Origin of the sequence: Salibaculum sp. (assembly GCF_035270045.1) — a bacterium.
In the GTDB taxonomy this organism is placed as follows: domain Bacteria; phylum Pseudomonadota; class Alphaproteobacteria; order Rhodobacterales; family Rhodobacteraceae; genus Salibaculum.
Window position 1 is genome coordinate 1 of sequence record NZ_DATFIP010000004.1, and the last position, 12,430, is coordinate 12,430.

Consider the following 12,430-nt stretch of genomic DNA (forward strand, 5'->3'; position numbering starts at 1 on the left):
GTGCGCTGGCCGCCGGCTGGAGCCTGCATGGCGGCCCGCAATACGCGTTTGACGGCGCCAACGGGGTGATGCGCTGCGGTCAGGCGGTGACCAAGGACGTGCCCGGCGCCTATTCCCCCGACATGAAGCTGGGCGAGCAGTGACCAAGACGGGTGCCGGCCGGTTCTTCGAGGACTACGCCGTGGGCGAGGTGATCCGACATGCCGTGCCCCGCACCCTGAAGGAGGGCGAGCGCGCGCTTTATCATGCTCTGTACCCGGCGCGGCACGCACTGTATTCATCCGATCCCTTTGCGCAGGCCTGCGGGCTGCCGTCCAGCCCGCTCGACGATCTGGTGACCTTCCACATGGTCTTCGGCAAGACGGTGCCGGATGTCTCGCTGAATGCCGTGGCCAACCTCGGCTATGCGGAGGGGCGCTGGATCACGCCGCTCTGGCCCGGGGACACGATCACCGCCAGTTCCGAGGTCATCGGGGTCAAACAGAACTCCAACGGCAAGAGCGGCGTCGTCTGGGTGCGCACGACAGGCCGCAACCAGCACGCCGAGACCCTTCTGTCCTACGTGCGCTGGGTCATGGTGCGCAAAAGGAACCCCGCGGCGCCCGCGCCCGCGCCCGTGATTCCCGAACTGGCCGGGGCGCTGGCGCCCGGGGATCTGGCGATCCCCCGGGGGCTGGATTTCACCGGCTACGATTTCGAACTGGCCGGCGAGCCGCACCGCTGGGCCGACTACGACATCGGCGAGCGCATCGACCACGTCGACGGCGTCACCGTCGAGGAGGCCGAGCACATGATGGCAACGCGCCTGTGGCAGAACACGGCCAAGGTGCATTTCGACCTGACCTTCCGCCCCGAGGGACGGCTGGTCTACGGCGGCCACGTGATTTCCATGGCCCGCGCGTTGTCGTTCAACGGACTGGCCAATGCGCAGATGATCGTGGGACTGAACGGCGGCGCCCATGCCAACCCCTGTTTCGCCGGCGATACGATCAAGGCCTGGTCCGAGGTGCTGGACAAGGCCCGGACCCCGGCCCCCGGTGTCGGTGCGCTGCGCATGCGGCTGGTGGCGACGAGGGATGGAAAGGTCGGCCACACCCATGGGGAGGACGGCAAGTACCTTCCGGGTGTGTTGCTCGATCTCGACTACTGGGTCCTCGTCCCGGTGTGAGCCAGACGGGACGAGTGAAAGGCATTCGTGATCACAGCATTCGGGCGCGTGATCACAAATCGGTAAAAATTTCTGCCCTGCGGCAAGATTCCCCTATTGTCCCCTGTGCAAGCGCGTGACTCTTCTGCCAGAATGGCTAGAACAGTCCTGATATGCGATTGTATACCGTCACCGTATGACGGGCACGATGGTCGCGACGACAGAAGGGAGCCTTACATGGCCGACGTGAATCGCGGGAATCGCCCGCTTTCGCCTCACCTGCAGATATACCGCCCGCAATGGACCTCGATGACCTCGATCTTCGTACGTATCACGGGCAACGCCCTGTTGATCTCGGCGCTGCTGGTGGTCTGGTGGCTGGCCGCGCTGGCCCGCGGCCCAGAAGCCTACGGCATCGCCAATGGCGTGCTGACAAGCTGGTTCGGCGATCTTGTCATGTTCCTCAGCGTGGGCGGCATCTGGTATCACCTGCTGGGCGGCGTGCGGCACCTTATCTGGGACAGCGGGCACATGCTGGATGTCGAACGCTCCGAGATGTTCGGGCAGGGCATGGTGATCGTCGCCGTTCTGCTGACCGTTTTCACAGCCGTCGTTCTGTAAGGGGGACCCGATGCGATTCATGACAGACCGCAAGCGCGCCACGGGTCTCGGCTCGGCCAAGTCGGGAACGCAACATCACTGGCACATGATGGTGTCCTCGGTGGCGCTTGTCGGACTCGTGCCGCTTTTCGTGTTCACCTTCGGACGGGGGCTGGGCATGGGCTACGAAGAGGCGTTGGCCTACTACGGGCGCCCCTTCCCGGCGATCATCGGCATCCTGACGCTGCTGGTGGGCTTCTATCACTTCAAGGGCGGTGTTCAGACCCTGATCGAGGACTACGTTCATGGTCTGGCCGGCAAGGCGCTGATCATCGGCATGACCTGCCTTTCCTACGCGGCGGCCGCGATCGGTGTTTTCGCCATCGTGCGCATTGCCCTTTAGATCCGGGACGACTGAAACATGGCTGAATACGATTACGAAACACACGAATACGACGTGGTCGTGGTGGGCGCCGGCGGTGCCGGACTTCGCGCCACGCTGGGCATGGCCGAACAGGGCCTGCGCACCGCCTGCATTTCCAAGGTTTTCCCGACACGGTCTCACACCGTGGCCGCGCAAGGGGGTATCGCTGCAAGCCTTGGCAACATGGGCCCCGACAGCTGGCAGTGGCACATGTATGACACGGTGAAGGGGTCCGACTGGCTGGGCGATACCGACGCCATGGAATACCTGGCCAAAGAAGCTCCGAAGGCGGTCTACGAGCTGGAGCACTACGGTGTGCCCTTCAGCCGCACCGAAGAGGGCAACATCTACCAGCGCCCCTTCGGCGGTCACACGACCGAGTTCGGCGAGGGCCCCCCGGTGCAGCGCACCTGCGCCGCCGCCGACCGGACCGGCCATGCCATCCTTCACACGCTCTACGGACAGTCGCTCAAGCAGCAAGCCGAATTCTACATCGAATATTTCGCCATCGACCTGCTGATGTCCGAGGACGGCCAGTGCGAGGGTGTGCTGTGCTGGAAGCTGGACGATGGCACCATGCATGTCTTTTCCGCCAAGATGGTCGTGCTGGCCACCGGCGGCTATGGCCGCGCCTACTTCAGTGCCACCAGCGCCCATACCTGTACCGGCGACGGGGGTGGCATGGTGGCCCGCGCGGGCCTGCCGCTCCAGGACATGGAGTTCGTGCAGTTCCACCCCACGGGCATTTACGGCGCAGGCTGCCTGATCACCGAGGGCGCGCGCGGCGAGGGCGGCTACCTGACCAACAGCGAGGGCGAGCGGTTCATGGAGCGTTACGCGCCCCAATACAAGGACCTGGCGCCGCGCGATTATGTCAGTCGCTGCATGACCATGGAGATCCGCGAGGGGCGCGGGGTGGGGTCCAAGGGCGACCATATCCACCTCAACCTCAACCACCTGCCCGCCGAGGCGCTGAACCTGCGTCTGCCGGGCATTTCGGAAAGCGCCAAGATATTTGCCGGTGTTGATGTCACGAAAGAGCCGATCCCGGTGCTGCCAACGGTGCACTACAACATGGGTGGCGTGCCGACCAACTATTGGGGCGAGGTCCTCAACCCGACCGACAAGGACCCGAATGCCATTGTCCCGGGCCTGATGGCCGTGGGCGAGGCGGGGTGCGCCTCGGTCCACGGGGCCAACCGGCTGGGATCGAACTCGTTGATCGACCTCGTGGTCTTCGGGCGCGCAGCGGCGATCCGCGCGGGTGACGTGGTGGATCGCGACAGCGCCGTGCCGGAACCCGCCAAGGCCGCGATCGACAAGGCCTTTGACCGCTTCGACGGGCTGCGTCACGCCGATGGGGCCACGCCGACCGCCGAACTGCGCCTCGAGATGCAGCAGACGATGCAGCGGGACGCGGCTGTTTTCCGGGCCAGTGACACGCTCAAGAACGGCGTCGAACAGATGACCGCGGTAGCCGGCAAGATGGCCGATATCAAGGTCACTGACCGCAGCCTGGTCTGGAACAGCGACCTGATGGAAACCCTGGAACTGACCAACCTTATGCCCAATGCGCTGGCAACGGTCTGCAGTGCGGCGGCCCGAACGGAAAGCCGGGGCGCCCACGCGCACGAGGACCATGGCGCGCGGGATGACAAGAAATGGCGTGTCCATACCATCGCCCGGGTCGCGGATGAAAATGTGGACCTGTCCTATCGCCCGGTGATCGAGTCCCCGTTGACCAAGGAAAAGGACGGCGGCATCAACCTCAAGAAGATCGCGCCGAAGGAACGGACCTTCTGATGCTGCGTCTCGTGCCTGTCCTGCTGGGCCTCGCGGCCTGTGCCCCGCAGCCGATAAGCCCCGAACGGGCGGCGGAAATCTGCGAGGAAAGGGCGCGGGCCGCGCAGGGCCCGACGGGCCGTGTTACGATCGGAGCCAGCAACAGCGACGGGCCCTTCGCCGGGGCTGAAATCGGAGTGACCTCCGACTACCTGGCCGGACGCGACCCCATCGAGGTCTACCGGCAATGCGTCTATTCGCGTACCGGCGCGGCGCCGATCCGTCCGCCACGCCTGCGCTGATATCAAGAGGAGTTTGAAGATGAAGAAGATGGTTCTTTCCCTGGTCGCCGCCGCCGCCCTGGCAGGGTGCGACATGCCGGGCATGATGGCCGACCCGACGGCGACAGACCTTGTCTCGGCATCAATGGTGGGCGCCGAGTTGTCCGGCGGTATCGTCGTGACCGATCGCATCGCCCGCCCGCTGGCGGAATGCGTCGCGGAACATGCCACCGACGAGGAACTTGCCCGGATCGTCGCCGCCGAGGATGACGCCGCGCGCAACGCCATCACCAGCACGGTGCTGGCCCGGCCCGAGGCCATAAAATGCGCAACCGAAGCCCTGACCGCCTGACCGACCTGAAAGGAGCCAGACCGACATGGTCCAGCTGACCCTTCCCAAGAACAGCCGGATGACCACCGGCAAGACATGGCCCAAGCCCGAGGGCGCGACCAAACTGCGCAAGGTGCAGGTCTATCGCTGGAACCCCGATGACGGGCAGAACCCGCGACTGGACACCTATTGGGTGGACATGGATGATTGCGGTCCGATGGTTCTGGACGTTCTCATCAAGATCAAGAACGAGATCGACCCGACATTGACCTTCCGCCGGTCCTGCCGCGAAGGTATCTGTGGATCCTGCGCGATGAACATCGACGGTATCAACACGCTGGCCTGTATCTATGGCGCCGACGAGGTCAAGGGCGATATCAAGATCTACCCGCTGCCGCACATGCCTGTGGTCAAGGACCTGATCCCGGATCTGACGCATTTCTACGCCCAGCACGCGAGCGTAATGCCCTGGCTTGAAACCAAGACCAACCGCCCGGCGAAAGAGTGGAAGCAGTCCATCGAGGACCGCGAGAAACTCGACGGGCTTTATGAATGCGTGATGTGCGCCTGCTGTTCGACGGCCTGTCCATCCTATTGGTGGAACGGCGATCGCTACCTGGGGCCGGCGGCCCTCCTGCACGCCTATCGCTGGATCATCGACAGCCGCGACGAGGCCACGGGGGAACGGTTGGACCAGCTGGAAGATCCTTTCAAGCTTTATCGCTGCCACACGATCATGAACTGTGCCAAGACTTGCCCCAAGGGCCTGAACCCGGCCAAGGCCATCGCCCAGACCAAGAAACTGATGGTCGAGCGCCAGGTCTGAGCCAGTGCAGGACGGCGTGCTGCCCGCGCTGGCCCTGGCGGCGTTTGCCGGGCTGTCCATCCCTGTCGGGGCATGGCTGGGCAGCAGGATGTACCTGTTCCCCACTTGGCTGAACGACGAATTCCGGCACACCATCATCGCTTTCGGCGGCGGCGCGTTGTTGGCGGCCGTGGCCTTGGTTCTGGTGCCTGAAGGCGTGCAATATGTCAGCCCGGTGATGGCCATGCTGGCCTTCTGCGCCGGGGGCGGCGTGTTCGGGCTGGTCGATCGTGCGCTGGAAAAGCGTGGGGGGCACGGCGCCCAGTTCATGGCGATGCTTCTGGATTACATCCCTGAGGCGATGGCGCTTGGCGCCTTGATGAGCGATGCGATGGGGGTTGCCGTCCTTATGGCCGGTCTCATCATGGTGCAGAACCTGCCCGAGGGGTTCAACGCGTTCCGCGAGATGGAGGGCGGCGCGCGCCGCAAGCGCCGGTCTCTGTTCTGGCTCTTCGTGCTGGTGGTGCCCCTTGGACCGCTCGCCGCCTGGCTCGGTGTTTCGGTCCTGGCCAGCAACACGGCAATCCTGGGCGCGATCATGCTTTTTGCGTCTGGCGGGATCATCTACCTGATTTTCGAGGACGTGGCGCCCCAGGTTCCGCTTGAGCGCCATTGGAGCCCGCCGCTGGGCGCCGTTGCCGGTTTCGCCCTGGGCCTGGCGGGGAGCCTTGTTGCCGCTTGACGCGGCCGGGCAGGGCAGCGCGCGGTCATTCCGGAATTGGCAAGGCTATGTCCTGCCGGGGTGCCGGTCCTGTTGTGAGAGGCCCCTGCGGTCGGGGCGTCTTCAGAGCGAAAGCCCGTGATTGCCATTATCCAAAGGCTGGTGTTTCCTGTGCCTATGGAACCTGAAGATGCCGATGCGCGCCGGGCCGTGGCCCCGGTGATATGCTACCCGACCGACGATCTGCCAGTGCCGGACATGTCGTGCTACCAGGCGGCCAGCAGCGGTGCGCAGGTGGCCTGGGCGGTCACGGTTCCGCCGCGCGATGCGGCGGTGATCGAGGTTCCCGCGGGGGCATTCCTTCGCATCACCTCTGTGGAGGGGCCTCAAGTCGGGGACCTGAACCTCTTCAACGCGCATGACCTGTCCGAGCGGTTCTATTCGGGCAAGACGCGGGCGCTCCATGGCACCCACGTGACGACGGGCGATCGACTTTGGTCATCGTTTCCGACGCTGCGCCCAATGGCCACCGTGGTGCGGGATACGCTGGCTTGGTACGGCATCGACCAGTACGGCGCATCCGTCCATGACGTGATCGGCACGCGCTGTGATCCCTACACCGGCAATCTGCTGTCCGGTAGCCAATATCACCATTGTTGCCATTCGAATCTGACGCGGGCCCTGGCCGAGGCACGCGGCCTGACGCCGGCCGAGTCCGAGCGGCATGTTCATGACGTGCTGAATGTCTTCATGTGCACCGGGTTCACCCGCGATACCGGGCAGTATTTCATGAAGGCCAGCCCGGTGCGGCCCGGAGACCATATCGAATTTCTGGCCGAGATCGACCTGCTGGCGGTTCTGAGCGCCTGCCCCGGCGGCGATTGCGGGGCCGAGCATTCCAGTGACCTGGCGGCCTGCTTTCCCCTGCGCATGGAACATCGCCAGCCCCAACCGGGCGCTCTGGCGGGCTGGTCACCGCCGCCGGTCAACGGCTATGACCGCAGCCACGCGGCCTAGGCAAAGGCCGCCTGAAGGGCAATCTCGATCATGTCGGAAAAGCTGCGTTCGCGGTCCTCGGCGGGAAGGGCCGCGCCGGTGTCCAGGTGGTCGCTGACGGTCAGGACGGCCAACGCCCGGCGGCCATGACGGGCAGCGAGTGTGTAGAGTTCGGCCGCCTCCATCTCGACGCCCAGGATGCCGTGGCGGCGCATTTCCGCGTTCAGGTCGGGACGTTCGTCATAGAATGTGTCAGAGGAATAGATGCCGCCGACATGGGTGTCGATGGCCCGGTCGCGCGCAGCCCGTTCGGCGGCAGCCAGTAGCCCGTGATCGGCGCAGGGGGCGAAGTTGAATTCGCGCAGGATGGTGGAAGAGGGTGTCGCGATCGAGGATGCGGTCATGGCCAGGATCACGTCGCGCAGCTTGACATGTGGCTGCATCCCCCCGCAGGAACCCACCCGGATCAGGGTCTGGACCTCGAAATCGCGGATCAGTTCGTTGGCATAGATAGACATCGAAGGCATGCCCATCCCCGAGCCCTGGATCGTCACGCGCTGGCCGTGCCAGGTTCCCGTGAAGCCCAGCATGCCGCGGGTTTCGTTGATGCGGACCGCGTCGGTCAGAAAGGTCTCGGCGGCCCATTTCGCGCGGTAGGGGTCGCCGGGCATCAACACCGTTTCCGCGACCTGCTCCTTGTCCGCGCCGATATGTATCGTCATCGTTTGCCCTCTAGGTCTTTTGCGATAGGCTGGCGACCGTAGCTGCAGACGGATCATTTGCCAATGAGAGCTTTCGCGATCGGCGTGGCCCTGGGGATGGTGGGGATGGCGCAGGCGCAGCATGTGCCGGACCCGAGTTGGGAAGAGATTGATTACGCCAAGTCCGTGCTGGCCGAGATCCAGCCTCGGTCCATTGCCAAGCGACGTGAATACTGCGGGTTTATCGGGCGGGACACCGATGGGTCGCTGGTCGCGACTCCGGCGGTGCCGGGCACTGTGGCATCCTGCCTGCCGATCTGGCCGCGCGCGGACGAGATGCGGGTCGTCGCCTCGTACCACACGCATGGCGCGTTCGACCTTGGCTATATCAACGAGGTTCCCTCGGATATCGACCTGGAAGGCGACATCTTTCGGGGAATCGACGGCTGGGTGGCAACGCCGGGCGGGCGGCTCTGGTTCAATGATGCGGCGGCGGAAGAGACGCGCCTGGTCTGCGGAGTGGGTTGCCTGCCGGTTTCGCCAGAATTCTACAAGGGCCTGAATGGTCCGGTCGCGAAACGTTATTCACTGCAGGAATTGTCCGCGAAAACGGACGGCGGGTGAAACTGCAACGGGGCCCCGCAGGGCCCCGTGTTTCAGATTTCCATGCTTTCGGGCGATTTCCCGGCCGCGATGGCATCCTTGTACCATTTCGGTTGGCGACCCTTGCCCGTCCAGGTCTGGGACGGGTTGTCCGGGTTTGCGTATTTCGGCTTTCCGGCGGATCGCGCCGTGCTGCGCTTTTTCCGTCCGCCAGAGCCTCCGACGACATCTTCCAGCGAGAACCCCAGCGTCGCAACGGCCTCTTCGGCGGCTTCTCGCGCCTTCTGGAGGTCCTGCTTCTTGAGCCGCGTCATCTGTTCATCGATGTCACTGCGGAGTTTCTCCAACTCCTTGCGGGTCATGGTCTTCAAGTCGATTGACATTAGTCTATCCTGAATTTTCGGTTTGTTGCCTCACCCAGATAAGCACTATTTCCTGCACCGTGAAGCGATATTAACGGTGCTTTGGACAAAAGGCCACTTTTTCCGGACAAACGGCGAGATTCCGCGCTATTGCGCGGCGATCGTCCCGGGATCTGCCAATTCGATGATATCGCGCATGATTGTATTCAGTTCGAAATCCTTGGGTGTGTAGACCCGCGCAATTCCCATCGAGCGCAGTCTTTCCGCGTCGTCCTCTGGGATTATCCCGCCCGCCACGACAGGCACATGGCCAAATCCGTTGGCCCGGAGCTTTTCCATGAAATCCGCGACCAGCGGCACGTGTGATCCGCTCAGAATGGATAGCCCCACGACATGGGCATCGTCGCGCTTTACCGCCGCGATGATCTCGTCAGGTGTCAGGCGGATGCCGTCATAGGTGATATCCATGCCGCAATCGCGGGCGCGCGCCGCGATCTGTTCGGCACCGTTCGAATGGCCGTCCAGCCCCGGTTTGCCCATGATGAACTTCAACCGGCGGCCCAGCTTGTCGGACACAGCGTCGACCATGTCTCGCAACTCCTCAAGGCCCTCGGTCCGGTTCGAGGGGTTGGGTGACACGCCAGTGGGCCCGCGATATTGCCCGAAGGCCTCGCGTACCACGTCGGCCCATTCGCCGGTGGTCACGCCGACCCGTGCGCAGGCGATCGAGGCCGGCATGATATTGGCGCCGGTGACGGCAGCCTCTCGCAGGTCGGCCAGCGCCTGCTTGACGACGACCGCGTCGCGGGCCGCGCGCCAGTTGTTCAGCCGGGCGATCTGGTCGGCCTCGACAGCCGGGTCGACGGTCATGATCGCGCCCTCGCCGCTTGTCAGGGGCGAGGGCTCTCCGGCTTCGTACTTGTTGACACCGACAACGACGGTCTCGCCCCCTTCGATCCCGGCGATGCGTTCCGCGTTCGATTCGACCAGACGGGACTTCATGTAGTCGATGGCCCCCACGGCCCCGCCCATGGAATCGATTTGGGCCAGTTCGGCGCGGGCGCCATCCTTCAGCGCAGCAACCTTGGCGTCGACCGCCGGGTTGCCCTCGAAGAGGTCCTCGTATTCCAATAGGTCGGTTTCAAAGGCCAGGATCTGCTGCATCCGCAAGGACCATTGCTGGTCCCAGGGGCGGGGCAGGCCAAGCGCCTCGTTCCAGGCCGGCAGCTGCACGGCGCGGGCGCGGGCCTTTTTCGACAGGGTGACGGCCAGCATCTCGATCAGGATGCGATAGACATTGTTTTCAGGCTGCTGTTCGGTCAGGCCCAGCGAATTGACCTGCACACCATAGCGGAAACGGCGGAATTTCGGGTCCTCGACGCCGTATCGCTCGCGGCAGATTTCATCCCACAACTCGACGAAGGCGCGCATCTTGCACATTTCGGTGACAAAACGGATACCGGCATTCACGAAAAAGGAGATACGTCCGACCATTGCCGGAAAATCCTCTGCGCCGACCTTGCCTTTCAGATCGTCAAGCACGGCAGTGGCCGTTGCCAGCGCAAAGGACAATTCCTGTTCCGGTGTCGCCCCGGCCTCTTGCAGGTGGTAGGAACAGACGTTCATCGGGTTCCACCTGGGCAGGTGTTCGCGCGTGTAGGCGGCGACATCGGTGATCATGCGCAGGCTGGGTTCGGGAGGGCAGATATAGGTCCCGCGGCTGAGGTATTCCTTGATCAGGTCGTTCTGGACGGTGCCCTGCAACCGGCTGACATCCGCGCCCTGCTCCTCGGCCACAGCGATATAAAGCGCAAGAAGCCAAGGCGCCGTCGCGTTGATGGTCATCGAGGTGTTCATCTGGTCCAGCGGGATCTGATCGAAGAGCTTGGCCATGTCGCCGAGGTGACAGATCGGCACGCCGACCTTGCCGACCTCTCCGCGGGCAAGTTGGTGGTCGCTGTCATATCCCGTCTGCGTGGGCAGGTCGAAGGCCACCGACAGTCCCGTCTGCCCCTTTTCAAGATTCGAGCGGTATAGCGCGTTGGACGCCTCCGCTGTGGAATGCCCGGCATAGGTCCGGAACAGCCAGGGGCCGTCCTTGGGTGTGTCTTGCGGCATATGCGACATCGGGCGGCCTCGTGAATGCATGAGTAATTTTCTTACGTTGTATCAGGGTTTACCGGACACTTTATGGCGCTGTCAATTCGCTGCGTTGCGGCATGGCTGCATTTACCCCCTGCCGGTTTCCTGCCACCGTGGCCACCATGTTCCAAATGGTCACCCTGCCGCTCTGGCTCTTCGTTCTGATCCTCCTGTTCGCGGCGGTGACCTTCGCGTCGCATTTCCTGTTTCCATCCGTGCGCTGGTTCTTTCGGCGGCGCGCGGAAAAGGTCGTGGCGCGGCTGAATGAACGGCTCGAGAAGCCGATCGAGCCCTTCAAGCTGGCGCGGCGTTACGACATGATCCAGCGCCTGGTTTACGATCCTCAGGTGGCCGAGGCCATCAACGATCATGCGCGCCGAAACAAGGTGCCCGAGAACGTGGCTTTCGAGCGTGCCCGTCGCTACGCGCGCGAGATCGTGCCGTCCTTTTCCGCGACGCTCTATTTCACGTTCGGCGCGCGATTGGCCGAATGGCTGTCGCGATCATTGTATCACGTGCGGGTGGGGCGGTTCGACCGTGACCTCTATGACCAGATAGACCCCGAGGCGACGGTGGTCTTCGTGATGAACCACCGCTCCAACATGGATTACGTGCTCGTCACCCATCTCGTCAGCCAGACCTCGGCCCTGTCCTACGCGGTGGGGGAATGGGCGCGGGTCTGGCCGCTTTCGGGGCTGATCCGGATGATGGGGGCCTATTTCATCCGCCGCCGGTCGCGCGGCGATCTCTATCGTCGGGTCCTGGCGCGTTACGTGCAACTGGCTACCAAGGGCGGCGTGACCCAGGCCGTGTTCCCCGAGGGCGGTCTGAGCCTGAACGGAGGGCTGGGTCCGCCCCGCCTCGGCATCCTGTCCTACATCGCCTCGACCTACGATCCGCAGGGGCGGGACATCGTTTTCGTCCCGGTGGGTCTGAACTACGATCGAGTGCTGGAGGACAAGATACTTCTGGACGCCGGAGAGGCGGGCAACAGACGGTTCCGCCCGCCGCTCTTGCCTGCCGCGCTGCGGCTGCTGCGCCACCTTGGTCAGCGGATCACTGGCCGGTTCCGCAGGTTCGGCACGGCCACGGTCAGTTTCGGCGCGCCGTTGTCGCTGCGCGACATGGCCGATCCGCATGATGTCCAGGCCCTGGGCGAGGCCCTGATGCACCGCATTGCCGAGGTCGTACCGCTTCTGCCTGTGCCATTGGTTGCCCATGCGCTCCTGGCCGGGGCTGGATCGCGGGCCGAGGTGCGCGCCCATGTCGAAGAGGTGATGGCCGGTCTGCACGAGGCCGGGGCAGTCTTGCCGCGCCGGACTGTGGACCAGGTGGTCACGGACGGGATCGAGATCCTGACCCGGCGCAAACTGGTCGCCTCGGGGCATGACGGGCGCCTGATCATGACCGAACCCGAGGCCGATGTTCTGGGCTTTTATGCCCGCTCGATTGCCCATCATTTTCCCGCAGAGCCGGGCCCTGCTGCGTCAGGCTCATGATCGCCGCAGCGCAGCAGACATAAAATTCCAAAATAC

Annotated in this window: 15 protein-coding genes; 12 read left to right on the forward strand and 3 right to left on the reverse strand. The window is 63.9% G+C overall.

Annotated elements, in window-relative coordinates:
- The 10 genes from VJ897_RS00695 to VJ897_RS00740 form a co-directional block, all read left to right on the forward strand.
- Positions 1 to 143: DUF1737 domain-containing protein (locus tag VJ897_RS00695; protein ID WP_324052465.1), on the forward strand; the 143-nt coding region annotated here is incomplete at its 5' end.
- Positions 140 to 1,168 (forward strand): MaoC family dehydratase, encoded by a 1,029-nt coding sequence (locus VJ897_RS00700; RefSeq protein ID WP_324052293.1) that lies wholly within the window; start codon positions 140 to 142, stop codon positions 1,166 to 1,168. The genes VJ897_RS00695 and VJ897_RS00700, both read left to right, overlap by 4 nt.
- Positions 1,169 to 1,384: 216 nt before the next feature.
- On the forward strand, positions 1,385 to 1,768 hold the full coding sequence (gene sdhC, locus VJ897_RS00705; protein WP_324052295.1) for a succinate dehydrogenase, cytochrome b556 subunit: 384 nt from the start codon (positions 1,385 to 1,387) through the stop codon (positions 1,766 to 1,768).
- A 10-nt stretch (positions 1,769 to 1,778) separates the two neighbouring features.
- Complete coding sequence (gene sdhD / locus VJ897_RS00710; RefSeq protein WP_324052297.1) at positions 1,779 to 2,150, forward strand: succinate dehydrogenase, hydrophobic membrane anchor protein; 372 nt, start codon at positions 1,779 to 1,781, stop codon at positions 2,148 to 2,150.
- A gap of 18 nt (positions 2,151 to 2,168) precedes the next feature.
- The gene (sdhA, locus tag VJ897_RS00715) at positions 2,169 to 3,974 is read left to right on the forward strand and encodes a succinate dehydrogenase flavoprotein subunit (RefSeq protein WP_324052298.1); all 1,806 of its coding nucleotides are present in this window, start codon (positions 2,169 to 2,171) and stop codon (positions 3,972 to 3,974) included.
- Positions 3,974 to 4,255: a hypothetical protein gene (locus VJ897_RS00720; RefSeq protein WP_324052299.1), complete on the forward strand. Its 282-nt coding sequence runs from the start codon at positions 3,974 to 3,976 to the stop codon at positions 4,253 to 4,255. Before sdhA ends, VJ897_RS00720 begins: the two co-directional genes overlap by 1 nt.
- Positions 4,256 to 4,274: 19 nt before the next feature.
- The gene (locus tag VJ897_RS00725) at positions 4,275 to 4,586 is read left to right on the forward strand and encodes a hypothetical protein (protein ID WP_324052301.1); all 312 of its coding nucleotides are present in this window, start codon (positions 4,275 to 4,277) and stop codon (positions 4,584 to 4,586) included.
- 25 nt (positions 4,587 to 4,611) lie between these two features.
- The gene (sdhB, locus tag VJ897_RS00730; RefSeq protein ID WP_324052303.1) at positions 4,612 to 5,391 is read left to right on the forward strand and encodes a succinate dehydrogenase iron-sulfur subunit; all 780 of its coding nucleotides are present in this window, start codon (positions 4,612 to 4,614) and stop codon (positions 5,389 to 5,391) included.
- Between the two features lie 4 nt (positions 5,392 to 5,395).
- Positions 5,396 to 6,112 (forward strand): ZIP family metal transporter, encoded by a 717-nt coding sequence (locus tag VJ897_RS00735; RefSeq protein WP_324052304.1) that lies wholly within the window; start codon positions 5,396 to 5,398, stop codon positions 6,110 to 6,112.
- Positions 6,113 to 6,268: 156 nt separating this feature from the next.
- Positions 6,269 to 7,108: an urea carboxylase-associated family protein gene (locus VJ897_RS00740; protein ID WP_324052306.1), complete on the forward strand. Its 840-nt coding sequence runs from the start codon at positions 6,269 to 6,271 to the stop codon at positions 7,106 to 7,108.
- Here the strand turns inward: VJ897_RS00740 and deoD are convergent.
- Entirely contained in the window at positions 7,105 to 7,809 is a 705-nt protein-coding gene (gene deoD / locus VJ897_RS00745) for a purine-nucleoside phosphorylase (RefSeq protein WP_324052308.1), read from the reverse strand. The genes VJ897_RS00740 and deoD overlap by 4 nt on opposite strands.
- Positions 7,810 to 7,872: 63 nt before the next feature.
- On the opposite strand from deoD, the gene VJ897_RS00750 reads away from it, so the two are divergent.
- Positions 7,873 to 8,412, forward strand: a complete 540-nt coding sequence (locus VJ897_RS00750) for a DUF4329 domain-containing protein (protein WP_324052310.1) — start codon at positions 7,873 to 7,875, stop codon at positions 8,410 to 8,412.
- A gap of 32 nt (positions 8,413 to 8,444) precedes the next feature.
- On the opposite strand, the gene VJ897_RS00755 is transcribed toward VJ897_RS00750, so the two are convergent.
- Together VJ897_RS00755 and VJ897_RS00760 are read right to left on the reverse strand one after the other, a co-directional pair.
- A complete protein-coding gene (locus VJ897_RS00755) occupies positions 8,445 to 8,774 on the reverse strand; it encodes an H-NS histone family protein (RefSeq protein WP_324052311.1) in 330 nt (109 codons plus the stop codon).
- Positions 8,775 to 8,900: 126 nt separating this feature from the next.
- Positions 8,901 to 10,871, reverse strand: a complete 1,971-nt coding sequence (locus tag VJ897_RS00760) for a methylmalonyl-CoA mutase family protein (protein WP_324052467.1) — start codon at positions 10,869 to 10,871, stop codon at positions 8,901 to 8,903.
- Between the two features lie 146 nt (positions 10,872 to 11,017).
- Between VJ897_RS00760 and VJ897_RS00765 the strand changes: the two genes are divergently transcribed.
- Entirely contained in the window at positions 11,018 to 12,394 is a 1,377-nt protein-coding gene (locus tag VJ897_RS00765; RefSeq protein WP_324052469.1) for a 1-acyl-sn-glycerol-3-phosphate acyltransferase, read from the forward strand.
- Positions 12,395 to 12,430: the final 36 nt, after the last annotated feature.